The organism is Enterobacter sp. JBIWA005 (genome assembly GCF_019968805.1).
Classification (GTDB): domain Bacteria; phylum Pseudomonadota; class Gammaproteobacteria; order Enterobacterales; family Enterobacteriaceae; genus Enterobacter; species Enterobacter vonholyi.
Genome location: NZ_CP074159.1, coordinates 891,087 through 915,988 on the forward strand (window position 1 = coordinate 891,087; position 24,902 = coordinate 915,988).

Consider the following 24,902-nt stretch of genomic DNA (forward strand, 5'->3'; position numbering starts at 1 on the left):
TTGCCCCCGCTGTTGTGGAGGTGATGTATGTGCGAACTGCTCGGGATGAGCGCGAATGTGCCAACCGATATCTGCTTTAGTTTCACCGGGCTGGTGCAGCGCGGTGGAGGAACCGGGCCGCATAAAGACGGCTGGGGCATCACCTTCTACGAAGGAAAAGGGTGTCGCACGTTCAAAGATCCACAGCCCAGCTTTAATTCACCGATTGCCAAACTGGTGCAGGACTACCCCATCAAGTCCCGCTCGGTGATCGCCCACATCCGTCAGGCTAACCGCGGCGAAGTGGCGCTGGAAAATACCCATCCGTTTACACGCGAGCTGTGGGGCCGTAACTGGACCTATGCGCACAACGGGCAACTCACGGGCTATAAGTCGTTGGAGACGGGCAATTTCCGCCCGGTCGGCGAGACGGACAGCGAAAAAGCCTTCTGCTGGCTGCTGCACAAGCTGACGGAGCGCTATCCCCGCACGCCCGGCAACATGGCCGCCGTGTTCAAATACATCGCGACGCTGGCAACTGAACTGCGTGAAAAAGGCGTGTTCAACATGCTGCTCTCTGACGGGCGCTATGTGATGGCGTTCTGCTCGACGAATCTGTTCTGGATCACCCGCCGTGCGCCGTTTGGCGTTGCGACGCTTCTCGATCAGGATGTGGAGATAGATTTTCAGAAGGAGACCACACCGAACGATGTGGTCACTGTTATCGCAACGCAGCCGCTGACGGGCAACGAAACCTGGCAAAAGATTATGCCAGGCGAGTGGGTGCTATTTTGTCTCGGGGACCGTGTAATTTGACGCCAGCTGTGGATGGACGACTTCGTGGCTCAGCGGTTTGCTGACCACGTAACGGCCATCTACGATAGAGACCACCGGCGGCTTGTGGGTCTGCTCAAAATAGTCGTACCCTGGCTTCAGCTGTTTCCAGAAATCCGCGTAGTAAGAATATTTGTGACGCGCCATGTTGGCGTCCGTCATGCGGAACGGATAGATGCTGACCTGAACGTTAGGCTGCCCAAAGACCAGCGCGCCCGTCACGAACTGGAAAATCTCATCAATGCCGGAGTCGGTCATCGCATAACAGCCGATAGACACGCAGGCACCGTGGATCATCAGATATTTACCTTCATAACCGTGTGCACGGTCATAGGCATTCGGGAAGCCGATGTTAATGGCTTTATAGAAGCGGCTGTCAGGCTTGAGCTGGCTGCGCTGAACGTTGTAGAACCCTTCCGGACTTTTGAAATCGCCCTGACGCTGTTTTGGCCCCAGTCCGCCGGAGTAGTTACAAATTTTGTAACTATCAAGCAGCTGATATGTCTCGCCCATCTTCACAAACAGATCGAGAGTGCGCTCTTCCTTGAAGATTTGAATATAAACCGGCGATCCCATTAACTGCTGTTTATATTCCTTGCTGACCGGCGTCGTTGAGCTATTACTGCTGAGCAGTCCGGCAAACGACATGCACGGAATCAGAAGCATCGCAATGAACAATGCGATTTTACGCATACTACTAGTTCCTTGATAAAACCATGACCAACTTGCCAGGACGGCAAAAGAGACCCGAAATCAGATTATTCTGTTAGGAGCGCTCACATTAGCACCGCTATAGATTTTCGCAAGAGCCGGGCGGTGAGTTTACAAATTAGTTTTACTTAATAAACCATCAAAATTGCGATGGTTCCAGAAACTTTGCGCATTAGCTCGCAATTTGGCGCGCGCAATGGCGGATACCCTGCCCGCGGAAAGGGGAAAATGTTACACTTTGCGCCCACTGGATTGTTGTTCATGGAAACCTGCTAACCACATGTTTAAAATAAAAAAAGGACTTGATCTGCCGATTGCAGGCGTGCCCGCGCAGCACGTTTCGACAGGCGCAAGCGTCCGTCATGTCGCCATTTTGGGCGACGACTATCTGGGAATGCGCCCTTCAATGCTGGTACAGGAGGGCGATCGCGTGATCAAAGGACAGGCGCTCTTCGAGGACAAAAAAAATCCCGGCGTGATGTTCACGACTCCCGCGAGCGGCACCGTTGTGGCCATCAACCGTGGCGAACGGCGCGTTCTGCAGTCGGTAGTTATCCGCATTGAAGGCGATGAAAAGCGTGAGTTTCCCCATTATGACGCCGCAGAACTCGCTGCGCTGAACCGTGACGCCGTTCAGGCTCAGCTTCTGGCGTCCGGTTTATGGACCGCGCTTCGTACGCGTCCCTTCAGCAAATCCCCTGTTCCGGGCACGGAACCGGCCGCGATTTTCGTCACGGCAATCGACACCAACCCGCTCAGCGTGGATCCGCAGCCGGTTATTCTGGCGCAGCGCAAAGCCTTTGATGCCGGACTGACCGTTTTAACCCGCCTGACTTCGGGGAAAGTCCACGTTTGCCAGGCCGGCGGCGGCAAGCTTGGTGGGCATCCGCAAGGGCAGGTCACGTTTAATGAGTTTGCTGGCCCGCATCCGGCGGGGCTGGTCGGGACGCACATCCATTTCCTTGAGCCAGTAAGCCTGACGAAACAGGTCTGGCACCTTAATTATCAGGACGTCATCGCCATCGGTAAGCTTTTCACCACTGGTGAACTCTGCGCTGAACGGATAATCGCCATCGGTGGACCGCAGGCTGCAAACCCGCGCCTGGTGAAGACGTTGCTGGGGGCAGACATAAATGAACTGCTGGTGGGAGAAATGAAAGAGGGTGAAAACCGCCTGATTTCCGGTTCGGTCCTCAGCGGACGCCATGCTGTCAATACGCACGCGTATCTGGGACGTTTCCATCTGCAGGTCAGCATTGTGCAGGAAGGGCGCGAAAAAGAGCTGTTCGGCTGGGTGCTGCCCGGTGCGGAAAAATACTCCGTCACCCGGACTACGCTGGGCCACTTCTTGCGTAATAAGCTGTTTAGCTTCTCGACCAGCACGCACGGCGGCGAGCGCGCCATGGTCCCGATTGGCAACTACGAGCGCGTCATGCCGCTGGATATTCTGCCTACCATGCTGCTGCGCGATCTGCTCGCTGGGGATACCGATAGCGCGCAGGCGCTGGGCTGTCTGGAACTGGACGAGGAAGATCTGGCGCTCTGTACCTATGTCTGTCCAGGCAAATACGAATATGGACCGGTATTGCGCGAGGTGTTAACCCGCATTGAGCAGGAAGGATAACCGATGGGCTTAAAACACCTCTTTGAAAAAATTGAGCCGCACTTTACCGAAGGGAAGCTCAAAAAGTACTACCCGTTGTATGAAGCCACGACGACTATTTTCTACACGCCGGGGCTGGTGACGAAAGGGGCGGCGCACGTTCGCGATGCCATCGACCTTAAGCGCATGATGATCCTGGTATGGTTTGCGGTCTTCCCGGCGATGTTCTGGGGCATGTACAACGTTGGCTTGCAGACCATTCCGGCGCTGCACCACATGTACGATGCCCAGCAGCTGGCGCAGGTGATCCAGTCTGACTGGCACTACCGCCTGGCGCAGTCGCTAGGGGTAAGCTTTGCTGCAGACGCGGGCTGGCTGAGCATGATGACGCTGGGCGCGGTGTTCTTCCTGCCGATTTATATCACGGTATTTATCGTGGGTGGCTTCTGGGAAGTGCTGTTCGCCATCATCCGTAAACATGAGATCAACGAAGGCTTCTTCGTGACCTCTATTCTGTTTGCCCTGATTGTCCCGCCAACCTTACCGCTCTGGCAGGCGGCGCTGGGCATCAGTTTCGGCGTGGTCATTGCTAAAGAAATTTTCGGCGGCACCGGGCGGAACTTCCTCAACCCGGCGCTGGCGGGACGTGCGTTCCTCTTCTTTGCCTATCCGGCGCAAATCTCAGGCGATCTGGTCTGGACGGCGGCAGACGGCTTTTCCGGCGCGACGCCGCTTTCACAGTGGGCCGCACACGGCGGCGAAACTCTGGTGAACAACGCGACGGGTCAGCCCGTGACCTGGTTTGATGCCTTTATTGGCAACATTCCGGGCTCCATCGGAGAAGTCTCTACGCTGATGATTTTGCTCGGCGGCGCGATCATTCTTTTTGGCCGCGTGGCCTCCTGGCGAATTGTTGCGGGCGTGATGATCGGCATGGTGCTGACCGCCACCCTGTTCAACGTTATCGGTTCGACCACCAATCCGATGTTCTCCATGCCGTGGTACTGGCATCTGGTGCTGGGTGGCTTCGCGTTCGGCATGATGTTCATGGCAACCGACCCCGTGTCTGCCTCCTTCACTGACAAAGGTAAATGGAGCTATGGCGTGCTCATTGGCGCAATGTGTGTCCTGATCCGCGTGGTCAACCCGGCGTACCCGGAAGGGATGATGTTGGCCATTCTGTTTGCCAATCTGTTTGCGCCACTCTTCGATTACCTGGTGGTGCGGGCCAACATCAAGCGGAGGAAGGCGCGTGGCTGAAGTAAAAAATAACGACAGCATCAGCAAAACGCTGCTGGTGGTACTGGTGCTCTGCCTGGTCTGCTCCATTGTCGTAGCCGGCTCTGCCGTAGGGTTAAAACCCCTGCAGCAGGAGCAACGTGCGCTGGATAAACAGCGCAACATTCTGGCCGTCGCCGGGCTGATGCAGGAAGGAATGAGCGCAGACGACGTTTCTGCCGTCTTTGCTGAACGTATTTCGGCGCGTCTGGTGGATTTAAAAACGGGTGAACTGCTCGATAAAGACCCGGCAAAATTCAACCAGGCGCTGGCGCTCAAAGATCCGCAGATGAGCCTGACGCTGGAGGCATCCCAAGATCCCGCGGGGATTAAGCGTCGCAGCAACCTTGCCGAAGTTTATCTGGTTCGCGATCCCCAAAAACGCATTCAGGAAGTGGTACTTCCTATTTACGGTAATGGTCTGTGGTCAATGATGTATGCCTTTGTCGCTCTTGATACCGATGGCCGCACGGTCAAAGGCATTACGTATTACGACCAGGGCGAAACCCCGGGGCTGGGTGGTGAAGTTGAGAACCCTAACTGGCGGGCACAGTTTGTCGGCAAGAAAGTGCTCGACGATAACGGCCTGCCTGCGCTGAAGGTGATGAAAGGGGCGGCTCGTCCCGGTGACGACTACGCCGTTGACGGGCTTTCCGGCGCCACGCTCACATCAAAAGGCGTGCAGCACAGTTTTGATTTCTGGATGGGCGAGCTGGGCTTTGGTCCTTTCCTGAAAAACGTACGTGAAGGAGCGCTGAACAATGGCTGATACCGGTGAACTGAAAGAAGTCAAAAAAGTACTCATTGGCCCACTGCTCGCCAATAACCCGATCACGCTGCAGGTGCTGGGCGTCTGTTCAGCCCTGGCGGTGACGACCAAACTGGAAACGGCGGTAGTGATGACGCTGGCGGTTACGCTGGTCACGGCGTTCTCCAGCATGTTTATCTCGATGATCCGCCACCACATCCCCAACAGCGTGAGGATCATCGTCCAGATGGCGATCATCGCCTCGCTGGTGATCGTGGTCGATCAGCTGCTGCGCGCCTTTGCCTATGAAACCTCCAAACAGCTCTCGGTGTTTGTCGGGCTGATTATCACTAACTGTATCGTCATGGGGCGTGCGGAAGCCTACGCCATGAAAATGCCGCCGCTGGCGAGCTTTATGGACGGCATCGGCAACGGCCTCGGCTACGGCGTGATCCTGCTTACGGTTGGGTTTCTGCGCGAGCTGATTGGCAGCGGCAAGCTGTTTGGCATCACGGTGCTGGACACGGTGCAGAACGGCGGCTGGTATCTGCCAAACGGCCTGTTCCTGCTGGCCCCTAGCGCATTTTTCATTATCGGTTTGTTGATCTGGCTGATTCGTACGTTGAGACCAGAACAGCAGGAAAAGGAGTAACCGACGATGGCTCATTACCTGAGTTTGTTTGTGCGGGCGGTGTTTGTTGAAAACATGGCGCTCGCGTTTTTCCTGGGCATGTGTACGTTCCTTGCCGTGTCTAAAAAGGTCTCCACGGCATTTGGGCTGGGCGTGGCGGTCACCGTTGTGTTGGGGCTTTCGGTTCCGATTAACAATCTGGTCTACAACTTTGTGCTGCGTGACGGCGCACTGGTGGAGGGGGTTGATCTCAGCTTCCTGAATTTCATCACCTTTATCGGGGTGATCGCGGCGCTGGTGCAAATCCTCGAGATGATCCTCGATAAGTACTTCCCGTCGCTGTACAACGCGCTGGGGATCTTCCTCCCGCTGATCGCGGTGAACTGCGCCATCTTTGGTGGCGTCTCGTTTATGGTTCAGCGTGATTACAACTTCAGTGAATCCGTGGTGTACGGTTTTGGTTCCGGCATCGGCTGGATGCTGGCGATTGTCACCATGGCGGGGATCCGCGAGAAAATGAAATATGCCAACGTGCCTGCGGGTCTGCGTGGCTTAGGGATCACCTTTATCACCACCGGGCTGATGGCGCTGGGCTTTATGTCCTTCTCCGGTGTGCAGCTATAAGGGCTAACAGATGGAAATTATCCTTGGCGTGGTGATGTTCACGCTGATCGTACTGGTGCTGTCAGGGTTAATTCTGGCGGCGCGCGCGAAGCTGGTGAATTCCGGTGACGTGGTGATTGATATTAACGACGAGCCGCAGAATCAGATCCGCACGCCAGCGGGTGACAAACTGCTCAATACGCTCTCGGGCAATGGGATCTTTGTCTCGTCAGCTTGCGGCGGTGGCGGCTCCTGCGGGCAGTGCCGCGTGACGGTAAAAGAGGGCGGTGGCGATATTCTGCCAACAGAGCTGGCGCATATCACAAAGCGTGAGGCAAAAGAGGGCTGCCGTCTGGCCTGCCAGGTCGCGGTGCGTCAGAACATGAAGATTGAGCTGCCGGAAGAGATCTTCGGCGTCAAAAAATGGGAGTGCGAGGTTATCTCTAATGATAACAAAGCCACCTTTATTAAAGAGCTGAAGCTGCGGGTACCGGAAGGGGAAGATGTTCCGTTTCGCGCCGGAGGATACATTCAGATTGAGTGTCCTGAACATACCGTGGCGTATGCGGACTTCGACGTGCCGGATGAGTACCGCGCCGACTGGGACAAATTCAATCTCTTCCGTTTTGTATCGGAGGTAAAAGAGCCGACGCTGCGCGCCTACTCGATGGCTAACTACCCGGAAGAGAAAGGCATCATCATGCTCAACGTGCGTATCGCCACGCCGCCACCGAATGTGCCGGATGCACCGCCGGGCGTGATGTCGTCATACATCTGGTCCCTGAAGCCGGGAGATAAGGTGACTATCTCCGGTCCGTTCGGGGAGTTTTTCGCGAAAGATACCGACGCGGAAATGGTCTTTATCGGAGGCGGTGCCGGTATGGCCCCGATGCGCTCGCACATTTTTGACCAGCTCAAGCGGCTCGGCAGCAAGCGTAAAATCAGCTTCTGGTACGGGGCGCGCTCGCTGCGCGAGATGTTCTACGACGACGAGTTTGAACAGCTGGCGCGTGAAAACCCGAACTTTACCTTCCACGTTGCGCTTTCCGATCCGCAGCCGGAAGATAACTGGACGGGCTATACGGGGTTCATCCACAACGTGCTGTATGAAAACTACCTCAAACAGCACCCGGCACCCGAGGACTGCGAGTTCTATATGTGTGGTCCGCCGATGATGAACGCCGCCGTGATTAAGATGCTGAAAGATCTCGGTGTCGAAGATGAGAGCATCTTGCTCGACGACTTTGGAGGTTGATGATGCTGACGTTTCTGGCAACCTTTGTGGTTTTTGTGCTTGTCATCTTCGGCATGTCGTTAGGCTGGATCGTTAAGCGGAAAAGCATTCAGGGCAGCTGCGGCGGTATCTCCTCTATTGGGATGGAAAAGGTTTGCGACTGCCCGGAACCGTGCGATGCGCGGAAGAAAAGGATGGCCCGCGAACAGCAGCGCATTATTTAGTCTTGTCTGTCGGGTAAGGCGAAGCCGTCACCCGACAATTTCCACGCACGCTTCTCAACCCTCATTTGTTTACTGTATACTTATCCAGTGATAAGTGAGGGCATACTATGCGCAAAATAATCCATGTTGATATGGACTGCTTTTTTGCCGCAGTGGAGATGCGAGACAACCCGGCGCTGCGGGATATTCCCATCGCCATTGGCGGCAGCCGCGTTCAGCGTGGCGTCATCAGCACCGCCAACTATCCTGCGCGCAAATTTGGCGTGCGCAGCGCCATGCCGACGGCGATGGCCTTAAAGCTTTGTCCTCATCTCACGCTTTTGCCCGGCCGGTTTGAAGCCTATAAAGAGGCTTCCCTTCACATCCGGGAAATCTTCTCCCGCTATACCTCTCTCATAGAGCCGCTGTCGCTCGACGAAGCCTATCTGGACGTGACCGACAGCGTTCACTGCCACGGCTCCGCCACGCTGATGGCGAAGGAGATCCGCCAGACGATTTTCAACGAGCTGAATTTGACGGCGTCGGCGGGCGTCGCGCCCGTTAAATTCCTTGCCAAAATCGCCTCCGATTTAAATAAGCCCAACGGTCAGTACGTCATCACACCGGAAGAGGTGCCTGCATTTTTAAAAACGCTGCCGCTCGGCAAAATCCCCGGGGTAGGAAAAGTTTCTGCCGCAAAGCTGGAAAGCATGGGGCTACGGACCTGTGAAGACGTGCAGCAAAGCGATCTCGCCATGCTGCTCAAGCGTTTCGGGAAGTTTGGCCGCGTGCTGTGGGAGCGTAGCCAGGGAATTGACGATCGCGATGTGAACAGCGAGCGGCTCCGTAAATCCGTCGGCGTTGAGCGCACCCTCATTGAAGATATACATGACTGGTCCGAATGCGAAACGATCATCACGGAACAGCTTTATCCGGAGCTGGAACGGCGTTTAATCAAGGTGAAGCCGGACCTGCTGATTGCCCGTCAGGGTATCAAATTAAAATTCAACGACTTCCAGCAGACCACGCAGGAACACGTCTGGCCGCGACTGAATAAAGACGATCTTATCGCGACGGCAAAAAAGGCATGGGAAGAGCGCCGGGGCGGTCGAGGGGTAAGGCTGGTGGGATTGCACGTCACGCTGCTGGATCCGCAGCTAGAGCGACAGCTGGTTCTGGGATTGTAAAAAAGCCCGGTGGCGCTACGCTTACCGGGCCTGGATTTTTCACCCTCTTCCACAGGAAGAGGGTTGGGATGAAGATGTTATTTCGCAGGGATCGCTTTCAGCAGTTCAGTCAGCAGCGTCCAGTAGTGACCGACGCTTTCGATATGAACCTGCTCATCCGGCGAGTGTGGACCGGTAATGGTTGGCCCGATGGACACCATATCCATATCCGGATACGGTTTCTTGAACAGACCACATTCCAGACCGGCGTGGATCACCTGAATGTTCGGGGTGCTGTTGAACAGACGCTGGTAAGTTTCACGCACCAGCGCCATCACCGGAGAGCTTGCATCCGGCTGCCAGCCCGGGTAGCTGCCTTTTGCAGACGTTTTCGCGCCCGCCAGCGTGCCCAGAGATTCCAGCATGCTCACCACGTACTCTTTACCGCTGTCGATCAGTGAACGGATCAGGCAGATGATTTCCGCGCTGTCGTCGCTCATGGTCACCACGCCCACGTTCAGTGAGGTTTCCACGACGCCTTTCGCCACGTCAGAGTTGCGGATCACACCGTTTGGCGTTGCGTTCAGCAGCTGAACGAAGGTGTCACGAGACTGTACGGTCAGCGCGGCTTTATCTGTAGAAACAGATTCCAGCACTACGGTCAGGTTTTTCTCTTTCGCCGACAGTTCGTTTTTCAGGATTTCCAGGTATACGGTGGAGAGTTTTTTCAGCTCGTCCGCTTTTGCTGCTGGAACTGCTACGGTGGCGAACGCTTCGCGTGGGATCGCGTTACGCAGGGTACCGCCGTTGAAGTCTACCAGACGCAGGTCCAGCTCGGCCGCATGGCCTGCCAGGAAGCGTGCCAGCAGCTTGTTGGCGTTACCCAGACCCAGGTGAATATCGCCGCCGGAGTGGCCGCCTTTCAGACCTTTCAGCGTCAGCTTGAAGGTCTGGAAGCCCGCAGGAATCGCTTCGCGCGACAGCGGCAGGGTAGAGATGAAATCAATCCCGCCCGCGCAGCCCATGTAGATCTCGCCTTCTTCTTCTGAGTCGGTGTTGATCAGGATGTCCGCCTGCAGCCAGTTCGCCTGCAGACCGAACGCGCCGTCCATGCCCGCTTCTTCGGTCATGGTCAGCAGCACTTCCAGTGGACCGTGCTCAACGCTGTCGTCGGCCAGCACCGCCAGCGCAGAGGCCATACCGATGCCGTTATCCGCGCCCAGCGTGGTGCCGCGTGCTTTCACCCAGTCGCCGTCGATGTACGGTTGAATCGGGTCTTTGGTGAAGTCGTGAACGGTGTCGTTGTTCTTCTGTGGCACCATGTCCAGGTGCGCCTGCAGCACAACCGGTTTGCGGTTTTCCATGCCTGCGGTTGCAGGTTTGCGGATCAGAATATTGCCAACCTGGTCGCGTTCAGCATGCAGACCTTTTTCCTTCGCCCAGCCCATAATATGTTCGGCAAGCTGTTCTTCATGGTAGGAAGGGTGTGGAATAGAGCAGATTTTGGCAAAAATATCCCACAGCGGCTGCGGAGATAGTTGAGACAGTTCAGACACGATAAGTCTCCTTGTCGAGGCGCTGCAAACAGGGTTGCAGGTCACAGGGTTAGCAGGTTAATAGTTACCACAAGTCAGGCTTGCGAGATGAAACTGAGAATACCACTTTCTCTGCTGGCTGGTAGCATAAAGCATGTAAAAACTCAGGCAGAGGGCGCTAAACACTGGTTTTTAGTGCGTCAGATCTCTATAATCTCGCGCAACCTATTTCCCCCTCGAACACTTTTTAAGCCGTATAAAAACAGGCTGGGACACTTCACATGAGCGAAAAATACGTCGTCACCTGGGACATGTTGCAGATTCACGCACGCAAACTGGCTGCGCGTCTGATGCCTTCCGAACAGTGGAAAGGCATTATTGCCGTCAGCCGTGGCGGTCTGGTACCGGGGGCGCTGCTGGCACGTGAGCTGGGTATTCGTCATGTCGATACCGTTTGCATCTCCAGCTATGACCATGACAATCAGCGTGAGCTGACCGTGCTGAAACGTGCGGAAGGTGACGGTGAAGGCTTCATCGTTATTGATGACCTGGTGGATACCGGCGGTACTGCGGTCGCTATCCGCGAAATGTATCCTAAAGCGCACTTCGTCACTATCTTCGCTAAACCGGCTGGCCGCCCGCTGGTTGACGATTACGTGATTGATATCCCGCAGGATACCTGGATTGAACAGCCATGGGATATGGGCGTGGTCTTTGTACCGCCTATTTCAGGCCGTTAATACCAGTACGTAACTTTACACGCCCGGCTATGTCGGGCGTTGTTCTTTTTGGCCTGCCACGCGTTACAATAGTCTTCATATGACGTATTCATGGAGGCAACGCAATGACGCAGGCGAATCTCACCGAGACACTCTTCAAGCCCCGTTTCAAACACCCTGAAACGTCGACGCTGGTGCGTCGCTTTAATCCGGGTACCCAGCCTGCCGTCCAGTCCGCGTTAGACGGTAAAAACGTGCCTCACTGGTATCGCATGATTAACCGCCTGATGTGGATCTGGCGCGGTATCGACCCCCGTGAAATCCTCGATGTGCAGGCACGTATCGTGATGAGTGAAGCCGAGCGTACCGACAGCGAACTCTATGATACCGTGGTGGGCTACCGTGGCGGAAACTGGATCTATGAGTGGTCTAAACAGGCGATGGTCTGGCAGCAAAAAGCCAGCCAGGAAGAGGATGCCACGCGCAGCGGCAAGCACTGGCTGCATGCGTCCAATCTCTACGCCATTGCCGCTTATCCACATCTGAAAGGTGATGAGCTTGCTGAGCAGGCACAGGCGCTGGCGAATCGCGCCTACGAAGAGGCGGCTCAACGCCTGCCGGGCCAGATGCGCGAACTCGAGTTTACCATTCCGGGTGGGTCATCCATTACCGGGTTCCTGCATATGCCTGAAGGTGAAGGCCCGTTCCCGACCGTCCTCATGTGCGGCGGGCTGGATTCGCTGCAAATCGATTATTACAGCCTGTATGAGCGCTACTTCGCACCAAAAGGGATCGCGATGCTGACGCTGGATATGCCCTCAATCGGCTTCTCCTCCAAATGGAAACTGACTCAGGATTCCAGCCTGCTGCACCAGCATGCGCTAAAAGCACTGGAAAACATTCCTTGGGTTGACCACACCCGCGTGGCGGCATTCGGCTTCCGTTTCGGCGCGAACGTCGCGGTGCGTCTGGCGTATCTTGAATCTTCTCGCCTTAAAGCCGTCGCCTGCCTCGGCCCGGTCGTACACGCCCTGCTCAGCGATCCTGCCCGTCAGGGCAACGTACCTGAAATGTACCTTGATGTGCTGGCCAGCCGTCTTGGCATGCATGATGCATCAGACGAAGCGCTGCGCGTTGAGCTCAATCGCTACTCTTTAAAAACGCAAGGCTTGCTGGGACGTCGCTGCCCGACGCCGATGCTGTCGGGGTTCTGGAAAAACGATCCATTTAGTCCGGAAGAAGAGTCGCGCTTAATCACTTCGTCATCTGCGGATGGCAAATTGCTTGAGGTGCCGTTCAGCCCGGTCTATCAGAATTTCGACAAAGCACTGAAAGAGATTACGCGCTGGATCGCTCAGAGATTGTGTTAATAGATTGCTAAATTTCGCTGGTTTGGTAAAACAGTGGCTTCACAAAAGGAGATCGCAATGACGTTACCGAGTGGACACCCGAAAAGTAGATTGATTAAGAAGTTCATGGCTCTTGGCCCGTATATTCGAGAAGAGCAGTGTGAAGAGAATCGCTTTTTTTTCGACTGCCTGGCTGTATGCGTCAACGTGAAGCCTGCACCCGAAAAACGTGAATTCTGGGGCTGGTGGATGGAAATGGAAGCAGAGGAAAAACGTTTTACGTATAGCTACCAGTTTGGCCTGTTTAATAAAGACGGCAACTGGCAGGCGACCACCATTAAAGATCAGGAAGTCATTGACCGCCTGGAATACACCCTGAAAGAGTTTCACGACAAAGCGAGCGCACTGCTGGCGACTCTGGATCTCAAGTTCGAACCCGCAGATGACTTTTCCAGCGAAGCGGTGAAGCTGACTGCCTGATAGCGTCACAGCGCCGGGTGGCGGCTTCGCCTTACCCGGCCTACAAAATGCACTATCCCGTAGGCCCGGTAAGCGCAGCGCCACCGGGCAAAAAAAATCCCGGCTCAACTGCCGGGATTTTCTTATTCGGATAATCTTAGAACTGGTAGGTCATACCCAGTGCAACGATGTCATCGCTGCTCACGCCCAGTTTATTTTTGTCGTCAATCTGGTTGATTTTATAATCAACAAAGGCGGACATATTTTTGTTGAAGTAATAGGTCGCGCCAACGTCAATATATTTGACCAGATCTTCGTCGCCAATACCTTCGATATCTTTGCCTTTAGACTGGACATAACCCAGGGACGGGCGCAGACCGAAGTCGAACTGATATTGTGCGACCACTTCAAAGTTCTGCGCTTTATTTGCAAACCCACCGGAAATTGGCGTCATATTGCGCGTTTCAGAATACATTGCAGCCAGATAAATATCGTTCGCATCATATTTCAGACCGGTTGCCCAGGCTTCTGCTTTCTGGCCCTGGCCACGCGCCAGCAGGTTCTGAGCGTTGGTGCGGTCAGAGTTGGTGTAGGCGCCGCTGACGGCGAAATCGCTGCCGCCGAAGTCATAGGTCAGAGAGGTACCAAAACCGTCACCGTTCTGTTTCTTGGCGTCACGGTTTTCGTTTTTGCCCTGGTACTGCAGGGTCATGTCCAGGCCGTCAACCGCGCCGAAGAAGTCGGTATTGCGGTAAGTGGCAAGACCGGTCGCACGCTTGGTCATGAAGTTATCGGTCTGCGCGGAAGAGTCGCCGCCGAACTCAGGGAACATATCGGTCCATGCTTCGACGTCATACAGGGCACCCAGGTTACGACCGTAATCCAGTGAACCAAAGTTTTTCAGCTTCAGGCCCGCGAACGCCAGACGCGTTTTCTGAGTAGAGTCGCTCTCGGCTTTGTTACCTGAAAATTCAGATTCCCAACGGCCATAGCCCGTCAGCTGATCGTTAATCTGCGTTTCGCCTTTAAAACCGAAACGAACGTAAGTCTGATCGCCATCTTTGGTAGCATCATCGCTGATGTAGTGCATGGCTTTCACTTTGCCGTACACGTCCAGCTTATTACCATTTTTATTATAAACTTCAGCTGCGTGAACGGATGCAGAAGCCACTACGCCCATAACCATTAATGCCAGAGTGCTCTTTTTCATTTTCGATCCTGTCTTATAAACGCGCTAAAAAATTCGCTGGACGATAAGCTCATGCTTAAGTCCCGTGAAAAAACAGGAAGGGTTTTATCGTTCTGGAATGAAACTTTTATGACAAACTAAGAATAATTTTAAAAAACTGTGATTTATTATTTCGGTAATAAAACTGTCAAATTCTCCCGCTACGCTTCCTGATCCCGCGCAACAAAGTGTTTCGCGATGTGCTAAGGCAGTTGGCAACGGGGCTGACTCCTGTTAAAACGTTCGTTTGACATTACTTTCCCTTATCGTTGAACGGCAGAGAATCATGAGTGACAGCCAGACGCTGGTGGTAAAACTCGGTACCAGTGTTTTAACAGGCGGATCGCGCCGCCTAAATCGCGCCCACATTGTTGAGCTTGTACGTCAGTGCGCTCAGTTACATGCCGCAGGGCATCGTATTGTGATTGTGACCTCCGGGGCGATTGCCGCCGGGCGTGAGCACCTGGGTTACCCCGAACTCCCCGCGACGATCGCCTCCAAACAGCTCCTGGCCGCCGTGGGACAAAGCCGACTCATTCAACTCTGGGAACAGCTGTTCTCTATCTATGGCATTCACGTCGGGCAGATGCTGCTGACGCGTGCGGATATGGAAGACAGAGAGCGCTTCCTGAACGCCCGCGATACCCTGCGCGCGCTGCTGGACAACAATATTGTTCCGGTCATTAACGAGAACGATGCCGTTGCTACCGCTGAAATCAAAGTGGGTGATAACGATAACCTTTCGGCTCTGGCCGCCATTCTGGCCGGAGCCGATAAATTACTGTTGCTGACCGATCAGCAGGGGCTGTTCACCGCCGATCCGCGCGCTAACCCGGAAGCCGAGCTGATTACCGACGTTCACGGCATCGACGATGCGCTGCGCGCTATCGCCGGTGACAGCGTTTCAGGCCTCGGAACGGGCGGTATGGGGACCAAGCTGCAGGCCGCTGACGTGGCGTGCCGCGCCGGTATCGACACCATCATTGCCGCGGGCAGCCGCCCTGGCGTGATTGGCGACGTGATGGAAGGCATCTCCGTCGGCACCCGCTTCCACGCTCAGGAATCCCCGCTGGAAAACCGTAAACGCTGGATATTTGGCGCGCCGCCTGCGGGCGAACTCGTCGTTGATGAAGGGGCAACCGCCGCGATTCTGGAACGAGGAAGTTCATTACTTCCTAAAGGAATTAAAAGCGTGACAGGCAACTTCTCCCGTGGTGAAGTGATCCGTATTCGTAACCTCGAAGGCCGCGACATCGCCCACGGCGTAAGCCGCTATAACAGCGATGCCCTGCGCCGCATCGCGGGTCACCATTCGCAGCAGATCGACGCCATTCTGGGCTATGAATATGGCCCGGTTGCCGTGCATCGCGATGACATGATTATTCGTTAAGGAGCCAGAACATGCTGGAACAAATGGGCGCCGCCGCGAAGGCCGCCTCTTATACACTGGCGCTCCTTTCCAGCCGCGAGAAAAACCGCGTGCTGGAAAAAATCGCTGATTATCTCGAATCACAGTCTCAGGAGATTTTGCTCGCCAACGAGCAGGATTTACTGGAAGCGCGCCGCAACGGTCTGAGCGAAGCGATGCTCGACCGTCTGGCGTTGACCCCGGCCCGCCTGAAAGGCATCGCCGACGATGTTCGTCAGGTATGCAATCTGGCCGACCCGGTAGGGCAGGTGATTGACGGTGGGCTGCTGGACAGCGGTTTACGCCTGGAGCGCCGTCGCGTGCCGCTCGGCGTTATCGGCGTTATTTATGAAGCCAGACCAAACGTGACGGTGGATGTCGCCTCCCTGTGCCTGAAAACCGGCAACGCCGCCATTCTGCGCGGTGGGAAAGAGACCTGGCGCACCAACGCCGCGACGGTGAAAGTCATTCAGCAGGCGCTGGAAGAGTGTGGCTTACCGGCGGGTGCCGTGCAGGCAATTGAGAGCCCGGACCGCGCGCTGGTCAACGAAATGCTTCGCATGGACAAATACATCGACATGCTGATCCCACGCGGTGGCGCGGGCCTGCACAAGCTGTGCCGCGAGCAGTCGACGATTCCGGTGATCACCGGCGGTATCGGCGTGTGTCACATCGTGGTAGACGACAGCGCTGAGATTGCACCGGCGCTGAAGATTATCGTTAACGCGAAGACCCAGCGTCCGAGCACCTGTAACACCGTGGAAACGCTGCTGGTGCATCAGGACATTGCAAACGCCTTCCTGCCGGCCCTGAGCAAACAGATGGCCGAGAGCGGCGTGACGCTGCATGCTGACGCCAATGCGCTCGCGCTGCTTCAGGATGGCCCGGCTAACGTCGTTCCCGTCAACGCGGAGCAGTACGACGACGAGTTCCTGTCACTGGATCTGAACGTGAAAATCGTGAGAGATCTCGACGACGCCATTGCGCACATTCGTGAGCATGGCACGCAGCATTCTGACGCCATCCTGACGCGTACGCTGCGCAATGCCGATCGCTTCGTGAACGAAGTGGATTCCTCTGCGGTGTATGTGAATGCCTCCACCCGCTTCACCGACGGCGGTCAGTTCGGCCTCGGCGCTGAGGTAGCGGTCAGCACGCAGAAACTGCACGCGCGCGGTCCGATGGGCCTCGAAGCGCTGACCACGTATAAGTGGATCGGCTTCGGTGACGATACGATTCGTGCGTAAATAATCACGGGTGATGCAAAAGTAGCCGTTTGATTCAAAAGGGCATTGACGCATCACTCGGTTAGAACTAACCTTTTGCCCCGTGGTTACACTCGTAACCGGCCTCTCAGGGCCGATATAGCTCAGTTGGTAGAGCAGCGCATTCGTAATGCGAAGGTCGTAGGTTCGACTCCTATTATCGGCACCATCATTTCATCCAGTACCATCCTCAATCGTCCATTTTTCCTTGTTTTTTGCGGTGTTGGCTGTTTTGTTTGTCCGCCGTTATCCACCTTTTACCGTTGCAATCCAAATTTAAAACGGGTACATAATCGGGTATCTGAGTTTGAGGCGGGTACCTATGAAACTAAACGCGCGACAGGTCGAGACGGCAAAGCCTGCCGAGAAAGACTATAAGCTACCAGACGGCAACGGGCTTATTCTGCTGGTGAAAACCAGCGGGGCGAAATACTGGCGATACCGCTATACCTTCGCTGGAAAAGAAAAGATGCTGGCGCTCGGTGTGTACCCGGCTGTTTCGCTGGCGGCCGCACGCGAAAAACGCGACGAGGCCAGGCGTAACGTTGCGGCGGGTATTGACCCGGTCAAAGTCAAAAGCCACGTTGCAGCTGCCGCAGCGAAGACGATCACGTTTAAAGAGATTGCCGCAGAATGGCACGAATTCAAGAAACCGCGCTGGTCACCAGGTTATGCCTCTGACATTCTCGAAGCGTTCAACAAAGATATTTTCCCTGCAGTCGGTAAGCTGCCGGTTGCTGAGATCGAACCTGTCCAGATGTTGACCGCACTGCGCAAAATTGAGAATCGCGGCGCAACCGAGAAAGCAGCCAAAACGCGCCGATGGTGCGGTGAAGTATTCAGCTATGCCGTTGCGACAGGGCGCGCGAAATATAACCCCGTCAGCGAACTGAACAGCGCAATGACCGGGCATAAAGGAGAGTCCTTCCCGTTCCTGACGGCTGAAGAGTTGCCCGATTTTCTCGCGGCGCTTGAAAGTTACAAGGGGAGCCCGCTTCCCCGGCTGGGTTTGCAGATCATGATGCTGGCAGGGCTGCGTACTTACGAACTGCGGCATTCAAAATGGGAATGGATAGATTTCGATAATCGGCTTTGGGAGATACCCGCCGAATTTATGAAGATGGACCGCCCGCACCTGGTGCCGCTTTCCGATCAGCTTGTTGTCTTGCTGAAGGAGTTGCACGGTCTGACAGGTCGATACGTGAATATGTTCCCCGGCAGGAATGACCCGTCAAAGGTCATGAGTGAGAACACTATAAACCGGATGATCCACACGCTGGGATATAAGGGGAGGGTAGTAGGGCATGGCTTCCGGCATACATTCAGCACCATCCTGAACGATAAAGGATTCAACTCTGACTGGGTTGAACTCCAGATCGCTCACGTGGACAAGAACAATATACGCGGGGTTTATAACCATGCCCTGTATATGGAAGGGCGTCGGGAAATGATGCAGTGGTATGCGGATTATATTGACCAACTGCGTTTGATTTAAAGAAACTGTTTTTTCCACTCTTCGACCTCGCCGCGTACCCAGCGGGAGGTTCGGCTCCCGAGCTTCTTAGGCTTCGGAAACTCGTTATTACTGATGCGCTCGTAAATGCTGGATTTTTTCAAACCAACAGAGCGCTCAACTTCTTTGATGTTTATCAGGTCAGTGTCAGAGATAACCGGTGTCATGCTATACCTCTCTTTTTCATGGCATCAAGCAGGATGTCCTGCACTGTTCGTTTTGAGTTGCGCCGTTCCATGACCATTTCGTCCATAGTGTCGGCGGCGATAATGTGGTGAATGAACACCGGGCGGTTGTGTCCGGCCTGAATCTGCCGGGTGGGCCCGATGCGTTCGATAATTTGCTGGTACTGTTCCAGATCCCACCAGTGCGAGAAAAACACCAGTATGTTGCCGCCGTCCTGCATGTTCAGGCCGTGGCCTGCGCTGGCCGGGTGCGCGAACAGGACAGGTATTTTTCCGGCGTTCCAGTCCCGCAGCGTCAGCGGATCTTGGTCGAGGTGGCGACCGCGAGGGAATGCTTTAAGCAAACGCTCGAGGTCGTGTTTCCAGTGGTAGGCCACAAGTACCGGAGCGCCAGCTGCTTCGGTGAGAATACTGTCCAGCGCCTGCAGCTTCGCGTCGTGCAGTTCTGACCAGCTTCCGGCGTCGTCGGTGTACACCGCACCGCTGGCAATTTGCAGACACTTCACCGTCTTTGCCGCCGCGTTCGGCGCTTCGATGCCTTCGCCGTTCAGCTCGAGGAACATTTCCTTTTCCATCTCGCGATACTGCTGGCGGGCTTTCGGAGGCATTTCCACGCGGATCACGTTGTGGACAGGTTCTTTGATATCGAACCAGTCGGCGGCGTCCAGTGAGATAGTCACGTCGGCCAGTGCGCGCTGTATTTCGTCCTGAGAATGGGCGAACGGCTCCAGCTTCGTCCAGCTCTGTCCCGGAAACTGTATTGAGTTGAACCAGCGGGAAGTAAACGCGCCGTAAGTTCGCCCGAGGCGCTGCCCCTGATCCACAAACCACGCCTGTCCCCACAAATCAACCAGGCCGTTCGGCGCTGGCGTACCGGTGAGATTCATCCAGCGCCGCACATGCTTATGCGCCACTTTACCCAGCGACGCCGCGCGCTTACCGCCGCCGCGCAGCCGGAAGGATTTCAGCCGGGTGCTTTCATCGGGAATGACGGTACCGTACGGCCAGCGACCGCCCAGCTCTTCCACCAGCCAGACCAGGTTGTCGTAGTTGATGGTAAACACGCTGGCGTTGCTGTTCGCCAGTGCCGCAGCGCGCGCTTTGGCGTTACCGACAATCGGCTGCACCTCGATATTGCGCAGGTGCCCCCATTTCACCGCTTCATCCGGCCAAGTGCTGGCAGCCACGCGCAGCGGTGCCAGCACCAGCGCGGGCTGAGTCTCTGCGCCTGCCATGAAGAGATCTTCCATCGTGGTGAGCGTCGCCACGGTTTTACCCATGCCCATGCCGGCCCATACGTTGCAGCGCGGAATGTCGATTTCATGGTTGATGATGAGATCTTGGTAGGGGCGAGGTGTAAATATTTTGGGCATAATGTAACCCTATAAATTTCAGGAGGATTGTTTAATGGCTACTCTGTTAACAAATGGATTAACAGTTCAGGATTACTACAAAATCGGCGGGGTACTTGAATTTGAACTGGATGCTTTAGAAGTTGGCGGCAATAGCACGGATTTTGAAAAGTTTCCTTCACTGGTAAACATACTTTCTACGGGCTTTGAACTTCCTGCGACATCTATGGTTGCTGATCCTAAATTTTTAGCTCAAATACTTGTTCATGGAGATTTTTGGACAAAGTTGCATGCATATACGTACGCTATGGGGGGCTCAGTTGTGTATAAGCAGTTGCCTTCTGGCCGCTACCATGCCCGGAGTGAATGGATCTAAATAATCCCCTCCAGATTTTTGCTATCCAGTACCACCACGGTAAAGCCCAGCGCGCGGAGCCGTTTGTGCTCGCGCAGCTGGTCGGCGCGTGGTGGTTTGCCTGGCGCTTTGCATTCGACAAAGACGAGGCGGCCGCCGGGTAGCAGGACAATGCGATCCGGTACCGAGCGGCGACCTGGCGACACGAACTTAAAGGCGACCCCGCCAGCCTTTTTCACTTCGGTGATGAGGTGTTTTTCGATGATATTTTCACGTTCATAGTTCATAAACTTGCCTTACTAACACTTATTAAGTAGCATTTAAAAAATTGCCCTGAGGAAATCATATGTCTCGTATTCTATTTCCATCTTCATGTGCTCCAGAAAAAATATTTGAATTCTGTAATGAAATTGAAAAGCATTCAAAGCAGCAAGATATAACAATAGATTTTTCAAATATGGGGAGGGTTGAACCCTTTGCAATGGTTTATGTGGCCAAGCATATTAGAGACTTTTATAGAAAACAGAAAAAAAATATCGATGGTTTTAAAATTTTCTGTAGTGGACATGAAAATAAAGATTATGCTGCAAATATGGCTTTTTTTAGGGCTTTCGGATTAAAGCACGGTCGTGAACCAGGATGTACAGAAGGAAATAATAATTTTGTCCCCTTCACCATTCTTCGTGTTCAAACCGTTATTGATGAAGCTAATGATAAATACACTGAAGTACAAGAGGTTGTTGAGGAGCGTTCTGGCAGACTAGCAAGGATACTTGCTCGCCAAGAAGAAGGCGATCTTATTGACGCTTTGACATATTCCATTAGAGAAGTAATGCGCAATGTTGTGGAGCATAGTGATTCAAAGATGATTGAATATTGTGCCCAGTATTGGCCTTCTTATGGTAGTGTCGAAATAACAATTTCCGATAATGGTATGGGGTTGAGAAACTCCCTATCTAAAAATCCCTATATAGATGCTGAAAATGATTCTGAAGCCATTCAGCTAGCGTTAATGCCGTCTATTTCTAGTAAAAACTTCAAAGGTGCAAGGATTAATACTAGAAACCCTTGGCATAATTCAGGGTTTGGACTTTACATGATCAGTCGTATATGTAAGCTTGGCGGTAGTTTTCTTATTTGTAGCGGTGACCATGCTATACATCTGGATGAGCAAGGAAAGAAGCACATCGCGTTAGGCCATTATCATGAAGGAACAGTTGTCAGGATGGTACTAAATACTAAAAAACTTGGTTCTTTAAGCTCAATGCTAGCGCAATTTAGGGATGATGGTTACAAAATAGCAGCTGAAATAAAACATGCTGGAGTTTATACGGCTTCAGCTGCTTCGCAAATGCTATCTCGGGATTTTAAGTGATTTCATATTAGTCCTTACGGTAGTGGTACGCCTCAAAACCGCCAGCGTTCAGCGGGATATCGGGCGCCCATTCGGGGTTAGTGGAGAGCAGCGCGGAAAGCGCCGTATCGTTAAAATCTTCTGTGTCCGGCGCCTCGGTGATTACCTCATCGTGTACCGTCAGCACAATGCTGTAACCGGCATCCTCGATCAGCGGCATGTTTCCGGCCAGAACGTCACGGGCGGCCGCCTGAGTGACGTTTTCCACCAGCTTTCCGCCGTAGGTTTTGAGCCGCTGCCATTTGCGCGAGTAGGAGTTAACGCCCTGATAAGTGATGTTTCCCTTCTCGATAGATGGGGAGGGGTAACAGAGTGCGCGCCCGGACGGAAGCTGTATGCGCAGCCATGCGCCATCGCGGCGGACTTTCAGATAACCGCAGTACAGCGTTTTTTGCGGTGTGGCTATTGCGGAGCGGACGGTGCGCTCGAGCTCGTACCAGAAATCGCATGTTGCCGGGTGAGCTCTGCGCCATAGCCGCTTAAGCGAGTCACACGCGATGAATACACGCTCGGACAGGCCAAAGGTCGCCTTACGTTTAACGGATTCGTCATACCAGCTTTTCGCCTCGCGGATGACATCTCGGGGAATGTTCGGCAGTGCAGCGTTCGCCAGCTCGTCGAGGTCGAGGCCGTAGACCAGGGCGAAGGTAAGAAACGCCGCAACGCCACCGCCGAAGCCGAGGCCCAGTTCCATCACCTTGCCAATCTGACGCTGGTATTTATCAACATCGTCCGGCGAGATATTGAAGGCGCGGGCGTAGGCCAGTTTATACAGGTCCGGCCCGGTTCCCTCGTCGTACTCCCGGAACGCGTCCAGTTTCCACTGCTCGCCGGCAAGCCAGGCCATTTTTCGCCCCTCGATATTCGACAGGTCGCTAACCACCAGCTTTTTGCCTTCCGGTGCCATGATGCAGCCGCGCAGCGCTGAGCTGGTTAGCTCCATGATGTTATCGAACAGCAGATCGGCGCATCCGGCTTTCAGCGCCTCGATGCCCTCGTCTATCTGGTCCTGCTCAAGTGAAGGGCGGGGCAGGTTCTGGGGCTGGAACAATCGCCCGGCCCAGCGCCCGGTTCGCGATGCGCCACAGAACTGCAGCGTGCCGCGCAGGCGACCGTCACTGCTCACGCCCTTCATCAGCGATTTGTACTTACTGGTGCTGGTGGTGCTGGCCTGCAGGCGGATAGCCAGCAACTCTTTCACCGCAGACGGCAGATCAGGATCCGCCATACGGCGTTCCAGCGTACTGCGCTGCATGTCCGGCAGCTCCACACCGTACGATTCAACAATGTGTTTAATCAGCGCATCGCGCTGCGTGGCAGCCTGCACTTCGCCGTCGGTCATCACCTGCGTGCGTTTCGCCAGGCGTTTTTGCTCGAGGTCAACCGCCTCGATCGCCGCCTGCGCCAGCTGCACATCCATGCAGACGCCTCGGTCGTTGATCTGCTGGTCGCGATGCCAGAGCGCCAGCTCTGTACCCTTATAATTCCACTTCGGCAGGCGCTTATGCACTTCGCGCATGGCCTCGATATCAAGACCAGCGTAAGCGACAAAGCGTCGCCATTCTTCCGGGTGGGTTTTGCTGGTGGCCCGGCGTAGTTTGCTGTTCTTTGGGCGTGGCTTACAGAACAGCTGGATAAGCGCTTTACCTTCTTTGTCCTTCGCCTTGTCCTGCGGGACGCCCAGAACCTCGCAGAGCGCACCCAGCGCGCCGGGGAGGCCGTGCGCCAGCGCCTGCACCATCGTGTCGCGCCAGCGTGTTACATCAGGGACCAGCTCCGGATGGTCATGCCGCATAACCGTACGGTCGAAATGTGAGTTGTGCGCCCACACCTCAATCGACGGATCGGCCAGAGCCTGATACAACATTGGTGGCATTACAATGCCCGTCGTTAAATCCCATACGCTGACAGGACCATCGTCAATGGCCCAGGCCATCAGCATTACCTCAACCTTTTCAGCATAGGCATGGGTGCCGTTGTTAATAGGCACCTCGCTGAAGGTTTCGAGGTCAATCCATAATTTTTCCATACTCAATCCTCGCGGGTGCTTTGCGAAAAGGGACGCTCTTTGCAAAACACCCGGCGCTTGGCCGGGTGGGGAGGGGTTATTTCACTGAGACAAACGGCGTTGCTGCACCGTTTGTCATGTACTGTGGCAGAGTGCCGTTCCATTTGTTGATAGCTTCGAGTTGCAGTACTTCGGGGTTTTCACGTAGTGCCTGTCCGCGAATAGCGATGGATTTCGCCTCTGCATTCGCAAGTTTTAATTTTGCATCTGCCTGGCCATCAGCTTCTGCGCGGAGCATATTGGCTTCCGCCTCACGCTGCTGAACCTCTTGCTGGCGTTGCAACGTTTTTTGGTTGGCGGTGACTTTTGCGTTAATGGAGGCGACGACCGTATCCGGATACTCTGGTTTTCCTACATAAGAAAGGCTGATTACCTGAATGCCAATCGGCCCCATTTCCCCCTGTATGTCGCGTAGCGCTGCATCCAGTAGCTCCGATTTTCCACCATCAATAAATTTATCCGTGCTCATCTTGCTGGCGAGTCGGTTCAGCGCATCGGCAATCTTCTGTCGTAGATCGGTATCAGTGATGTCATCCACACCTTTTCGGTAAGTCTGGAATACAGAAGTTACTTTTGTCGGGTCCACCTTGTACGCAACGCCGATGTGATAGCCAATTGTTGTGCCATCACTCATCTGGAAGTTAAAAGCGTCGTCATAAGTTTTCATCTGTTTAAACGTCGGGAAAATGTAGATGGAGGTGTTCCAGCCGGTCCAGTAACGGCCCACTCCGACCACCTCACCAACGCCTTTATCATCACCGAGCTTATTGACTTTAATGCCTACGTTACCCGGTTCGACGCGATCGCAACCAGTGAGGCCAACCGCGGTAAGTGCGAGTAAGGCGGCAAAAATAATTTTCTTCATTTTTTGTCCTTGATAGTAAAAATGCCTTTGAAGATAGCTACCAGGCAGGGTGGGGTTGTCAGCGCGACAAAAACACCCGCGAGTACCGCGGTGGTGTCTTTCATTGAAATCAGCGCGGGTACAAGAAAGCCATAAACGAGAGCTGCTATGGTCAGCGTGATGACCAGCCGCCAGTAGATCCTGTTCATTGGGGGTAT

The 24,902-nt window shown here is 54.4% G+C and carries 26 protein-coding genes and 1 tRNA gene; 18 read left to right on the forward strand and 9 right to left on the reverse strand.

Going from position 1 to position 24,902, the window contains the following annotated elements:
* Positions 1-27 precede the first annotated feature (27 nt).
* The gene (locus KGP22_RS04175; protein ID WP_008500262.1) at positions 28-795 is read left to right on the forward strand and encodes a class II glutamine amidotransferase; all 768 of its coding nucleotides are present in this window, start codon (positions 28-30) and stop codon (positions 793-795) included.
* Here the strand turns inward: KGP22_RS04175 and dpaA are convergent.
* Entirely contained in the window at positions 766-1,506 is a 741-nt protein-coding gene (dpaA, locus tag KGP22_RS04180; RefSeq protein WP_111965861.1) for a peptidoglycan meso-diaminopimelic acid protein amidase, read from the reverse strand. The two genes, KGP22_RS04175 and dpaA, sit on opposite strands and share 30 nt — an antisense overlap.
* A gap of 298 nt (positions 1,507-1,804) precedes the next feature.
* Between dpaA and KGP22_RS04185 the strand changes: the two genes are divergently transcribed.
* From KGP22_RS04185 to dinB, 8 genes are all read left to right on the forward strand, one after another.
* The gene (locus KGP22_RS04185; RefSeq protein ID WP_223581311.1) at positions 1,805-3,148 is read left to right on the forward strand and encodes a Na(+)-translocating NADH-quinone reductase subunit A; all 1,344 of its coding nucleotides are present in this window, start codon (positions 1,805-1,807) and stop codon (positions 3,146-3,148) included.
* A 3-nt stretch (positions 3,149-3,151) separates the two neighbouring features.
* Positions 3,152-4,387: an NADH:ubiquinone reductase (Na(+)-transporting) subunit B gene (locus KGP22_RS04190; protein ID WP_047653269.1), complete on the forward strand. Its 1,236-nt coding sequence runs from the start codon at positions 3,152-3,154 to the stop codon at positions 4,385-4,387.
* Complete coding sequence (locus KGP22_RS04195; protein WP_111965859.1) at positions 4,380-5,174, forward strand: Na(+)-translocating NADH-quinone reductase subunit C; 795 nt, start codon at positions 4,380-4,382, stop codon at positions 5,172-5,174. The genes KGP22_RS04190 and KGP22_RS04195 overlap by 8 nt, the downstream gene beginning before the upstream one ends.
* Positions 5,167-5,805 carry an NADH:ubiquinone reductase (Na(+)-transporting) subunit D gene (locus KGP22_RS04200; protein ID WP_008500256.1) on the forward strand — a complete coding sequence of 213 codons (639 nt, stop codon included), beginning with the start codon at positions 5,167-5,169 and terminating at the stop codon, positions 5,803-5,805. Before KGP22_RS04195 ends, KGP22_RS04200 begins: the two co-directional genes overlap by 8 nt.
* Positions 5,806-5,811: 6 nt before the next feature.
* A complete protein-coding gene (gene nqrE, locus KGP22_RS04205) occupies positions 5,812-6,408 on the forward strand; it encodes an NADH:ubiquinone reductase (Na(+)-transporting) subunit E (protein ID WP_023334613.1) in 597 nt (198 codons plus the stop codon).
* A gap of 10 nt (positions 6,409-6,418) precedes the next feature.
* Positions 6,419-7,642: an NADH:ubiquinone reductase (Na(+)-transporting) subunit F gene (gene nqrF, locus KGP22_RS04210; RefSeq protein WP_223581313.1), complete on the forward strand. Its 1,224-nt coding sequence runs from the start codon at positions 6,419-6,421 to the stop codon at positions 7,640-7,642.
* Positions 7,642-7,845: a (Na+)-NQR maturation NqrM gene (gene nqrM / locus KGP22_RS04215; protein WP_023615899.1), complete on the forward strand. Its 204-nt coding sequence runs from the start codon at positions 7,642-7,644 to the stop codon at positions 7,843-7,845. The genes nqrF and nqrM overlap by 1 nt, the downstream gene beginning before the upstream one ends.
* A 107-nt stretch (positions 7,846-7,952) precedes the next feature.
* Positions 7,953-9,011, forward strand: a complete 1,059-nt coding sequence (dinB, locus tag KGP22_RS04220; protein WP_223581319.1) for a DNA polymerase IV — start codon at positions 7,953-7,955, stop codon at positions 9,009-9,011.
* A gap of 77 nt (positions 9,012-9,088) precedes the next feature.
* Here the strand turns inward: dinB and pepD are convergent, their stop codons facing one another.
* The gene (pepD, locus tag KGP22_RS04225; protein WP_149366158.1) at positions 9,089-10,546 is read right to left on the reverse strand and encodes a cytosol nonspecific dipeptidase; all 1,458 of its coding nucleotides are present in this window, start codon (positions 10,544-10,546) and stop codon (positions 9,089-9,091) included.
* Between the two features lie 260 nt (positions 10,547-10,806).
* Between pepD and gpt the strand changes: the two genes are divergently transcribed.
* The 3 genes from gpt to crl all read left to right on the forward strand — a co-directional run bounded on the left by gpt (position 10,807) and on the right by crl (position 13,073).
* The gene (gpt, locus tag KGP22_RS04230; protein ID WP_010427903.1) at positions 10,807-11,265 is read left to right on the forward strand and encodes a xanthine phosphoribosyltransferase; all 459 of its coding nucleotides are present in this window, start codon (positions 10,807-10,809) and stop codon (positions 11,263-11,265) included.
* A gap of 104 nt (positions 11,266-11,369) precedes the next feature.
* A complete protein-coding gene (gene frsA, locus KGP22_RS04235) occupies positions 11,370-12,614 on the forward strand; it encodes an esterase FrsA (protein ID WP_223581320.1) in 1,245 nt (414 codons plus the stop codon).
* Between the two features lie 57 nt (positions 12,615-12,671).
* Positions 12,672-13,073: a sigma factor-binding protein Crl gene (gene crl / locus KGP22_RS04240; protein WP_008500249.1), complete on the forward strand. Its 402-nt coding sequence runs from the start codon at positions 12,672-12,674 to the stop codon at positions 13,071-13,073.
* A gap of 136 nt (positions 13,074-13,209) precedes the next feature.
* On the opposite strand, the gene phoE is transcribed toward crl, so the two are convergent.
* On the reverse strand, positions 13,210-14,262 hold the full coding sequence (phoE, locus tag KGP22_RS04245) for a phosphoporin PhoE (RefSeq protein WP_223581327.1): 1,053 nt from the start codon (positions 14,260-14,262) through the stop codon (positions 13,210-13,212).
* A gap of 304 nt (positions 14,263-14,566) precedes the next feature.
* Between phoE and proB the strand changes: the two genes are divergently transcribed.
* The 4 genes from proB (at position 14,567) to KGP22_RS04265 (ending at position 18,448) form a co-directional block, all read left to right on the forward strand.
* Positions 14,567-15,670 carry a glutamate 5-kinase gene (proB, locus tag KGP22_RS04250; RefSeq protein ID WP_021242883.1) on the forward strand — a complete coding sequence of 368 codons (1,104 nt, stop codon included), beginning with the start codon at positions 14,567-14,569 and terminating at the stop codon, positions 15,668-15,670.
* 11 nt (positions 15,671-15,681) lie between these two features.
* Complete coding sequence (gene proA / locus KGP22_RS04255; RefSeq protein WP_223581329.1) at positions 15,682-16,935, forward strand: glutamate-5-semialdehyde dehydrogenase; 1,254 nt, start codon at positions 15,682-15,684, stop codon at positions 16,933-16,935.
* A gap of 111 nt (positions 16,936-17,046) precedes the next feature.
* A tRNA-Thr gene (locus KGP22_RS04260) sits at positions 17,047-17,122 on the forward strand.
* 153 nt (positions 17,123-17,275) lie between these two features.
* Positions 17,276-18,448, forward strand: coding sequence for an integrase arm-type DNA-binding domain-containing protein (locus tag KGP22_RS04265; protein WP_223581331.1), 1,173 nt, complete (start codon positions 17,276-17,278; stop codon positions 18,446-18,448).
* On the opposite strand, the gene KGP22_RS04270 is transcribed toward KGP22_RS04265, so the two are convergent.
* A complete protein-coding gene (locus tag KGP22_RS04270; protein ID WP_000189281.1) occupies positions 18,445-18,633 on the reverse strand; it encodes an AlpA family phage regulatory protein in 189 nt (62 codons plus the stop codon). The genes KGP22_RS04265 and KGP22_RS04270 overlap by 4 nt on opposite strands.
* Positions 18,630-20,024, reverse strand: a complete 1,395-nt coding sequence (locus tag KGP22_RS04275; RefSeq protein ID WP_223581333.1) for a DEAD/DEAH box helicase — start codon at positions 20,022-20,024, stop codon at positions 18,630-18,632. The genes KGP22_RS04270 and KGP22_RS04275 overlap by 4 nt, the downstream gene beginning before the upstream one ends.
* A 34-nt stretch (positions 20,025-20,058) precedes the next feature.
* On the opposite strand from KGP22_RS04275, the gene KGP22_RS04280 reads away from it, so the two are divergent.
* Positions 20,059-20,379, forward strand: coding sequence for a hypothetical protein (locus KGP22_RS04280; RefSeq protein ID WP_223581335.1), 321 nt, complete (start codon positions 20,059-20,061; stop codon positions 20,377-20,379).
* Here the strand turns inward: KGP22_RS04280 and KGP22_RS04285 are convergent.
* Positions 20,376-20,645, reverse strand: coding sequence for a VRR-NUC domain-containing protein (locus KGP22_RS04285; RefSeq protein WP_223581337.1), 270 nt, complete (start codon positions 20,643-20,645; stop codon positions 20,376-20,378). The genes KGP22_RS04280 and KGP22_RS04285 overlap by 4 nt on opposite strands.
* 59 nt (positions 20,646-20,704) lie before the next feature.
* On the opposite strand from KGP22_RS04285, the gene KGP22_RS04290 reads away from it, so the two are divergent.
* Positions 20,705-21,733 (forward strand): hypothetical protein, encoded by a 1,029-nt coding sequence (locus tag KGP22_RS04290; RefSeq protein WP_223581339.1) that lies wholly within the window; start codon positions 20,705-20,707, stop codon positions 21,731-21,733.
* 7 nt (positions 21,734-21,740) lie between these two features.
* Here the strand turns inward: KGP22_RS04290 and KGP22_RS04295 are convergent, their stop codons facing one another.
* From KGP22_RS04295 to KGP22_RS04305, 3 genes are all read right to left on the reverse strand, one after another.
* Positions 21,741-23,801 carry a DNA polymerase gene (locus KGP22_RS04295; RefSeq protein WP_223581341.1) on the reverse strand — a complete coding sequence of 687 codons (2,061 nt, stop codon included), beginning with the start codon at positions 23,799-23,801 and terminating at the stop codon, positions 21,741-21,743.
* 76 nt (positions 23,802-23,877) lie between these two features.
* Complete coding sequence (locus KGP22_RS04300) at positions 23,878-24,705, reverse strand: SPFH domain-containing protein (protein WP_060816175.1); 828 nt, start codon at positions 24,703-24,705, stop codon at positions 23,878-23,880.
* Positions 24,702-24,893, reverse strand: a complete 192-nt coding sequence (locus KGP22_RS04305; protein ID WP_060816174.1) for a hypothetical protein — start codon at positions 24,891-24,893, stop codon at positions 24,702-24,704. Before KGP22_RS04305 ends, KGP22_RS04300 begins: the two co-directional genes overlap by 4 nt.
* Positions 24,894-24,902 lie beyond the last annotated feature (9 nt).

Excerpts from the sequence above, each read along its gene's own strand:
- KGP22_RS04175 (WP_008500262.1), top strand. The coding sequence starts at position 28 with ATGTGCGAACTGCTCGGGATGAGCGCGAATGTGCCAACCGATATCTGC.
- dpaA (WP_111965861.1), bottom strand. The coding sequence starts at position 1,506 with ATGCGTAAAATCGCATTGTTCATTGCGATGCTTCTGATTCCGTGCATG.
- KGP22_RS04185 (WP_223581311.1), top strand. The coding sequence starts at position 1,805 with ATGTTTAAAATAAAAAAAGGACTTGATCTGCCGATTGCAGGCGTGCCC.
- KGP22_RS04190 (WP_047653269.1), top strand. The coding sequence starts at position 3,152 with ATGGGCTTAAAACACCTCTTTGAAAAAATTGAGCCGCACTTTACCGAA.
- KGP22_RS04200 (WP_008500256.1), top strand. The coding sequence starts at position 5,167 with ATGGCTGATACCGGTGAACTGAAAGAAGTCAAAAAAGTACTCATTGGC.
- nqrE (WP_023334613.1), top strand. The coding sequence starts at position 5,812 with ATGGCTCATTACCTGAGTTTGTTTGTGCGGGCGGTGTTTGTTGAAAAC.
- nqrF (WP_223581313.1), top strand. The coding sequence starts at position 6,419 with ATGGAAATTATCCTTGGCGTGGTGATGTTCACGCTGATCGTACTGGTG.
- nqrM (WP_023615899.1), top strand. The coding sequence starts at position 7,642 with ATGATGCTGACGTTTCTGGCAACCTTTGTGGTTTTTGTGCTTGTCATC.
- dinB (WP_223581319.1), top strand. The coding sequence starts at position 7,953 with ATGCGCAAAATAATCCATGTTGATATGGACTGCTTTTTTGCCGCAGTG.
- gpt (WP_010427903.1), top strand. The coding sequence starts at position 10,807 with ATGAGCGAAAAATACGTCGTCACCTGGGACATGTTGCAGATTCACGCA.
- frsA (WP_223581320.1), top strand. The coding sequence starts at position 11,370 with ATGACGCAGGCGAATCTCACCGAGACACTCTTCAAGCCCCGTTTCAAA.
- crl (WP_008500249.1), top strand. The coding sequence starts at position 12,672 with ATGACGTTACCGAGTGGACACCCGAAAAGTAGATTGATTAAGAAGTTC.
- phoE (WP_223581327.1), bottom strand. The coding sequence starts at position 14,262 with ATGAAAAAGAGCACTCTGGCATTAATGGTTATGGGCGTAGTGGCTTCT.
- proB (WP_021242883.1), top strand. The coding sequence starts at position 14,567 with ATGAGTGACAGCCAGACGCTGGTGGTAAAACTCGGTACCAGTGTTTTA.
- proA (WP_223581329.1), top strand. The coding sequence starts at position 15,682 with ATGCTGGAACAAATGGGCGCCGCCGCGAAGGCCGCCTCTTATACACTG.
- KGP22_RS04265 (WP_223581331.1), top strand. The coding sequence starts at position 17,276 with ATGAAACTAAACGCGCGACAGGTCGAGACGGCAAAGCCTGCCGAGAAA.
- KGP22_RS04270 (WP_000189281.1), bottom strand. The coding sequence starts at position 18,633 with ATGACACCGGTTATCTCTGACACTGACCTGATAAACATCAAAGAAGTT.
- KGP22_RS04275 (WP_223581333.1), bottom strand. The coding sequence starts at position 20,024 with ATGCCCAAAATATTTACACCTCGCCCCTACCAAGATCTCATCATCAAC.
- KGP22_RS04280 (WP_223581335.1), top strand. The coding sequence starts at position 20,059 with ATGGCTACTCTGTTAACAAATGGATTAACAGTTCAGGATTACTACAAA.
- KGP22_RS04285 (WP_223581337.1), bottom strand. The coding sequence starts at position 20,645 with ATGAACTATGAACGTGAAAATATCATCGAAAAACACCTCATCACCGAA.
- KGP22_RS04290 (WP_223581339.1), top strand. The coding sequence starts at position 20,705 with ATGTCTCGTATTCTATTTCCATCTTCATGTGCTCCAGAAAAAATATTT.
- KGP22_RS04295 (WP_223581341.1), bottom strand. The coding sequence starts at position 23,801 with ATGGAAAAATTATGGATTGACCTCGAAACCTTCAGCGAGGTGCCTATT.
- KGP22_RS04300 (WP_060816175.1), bottom strand. The coding sequence starts at position 24,705 with ATGAAGAAAATTATTTTTGCCGCCTTACTCGCACTTACCGCGGTTGGC.
- KGP22_RS04305 (WP_060816174.1), bottom strand. The coding sequence starts at position 24,893 with ATGAACAGGATCTACTGGCGGCTGGTCATCACGCTGACCATAGCAGCT.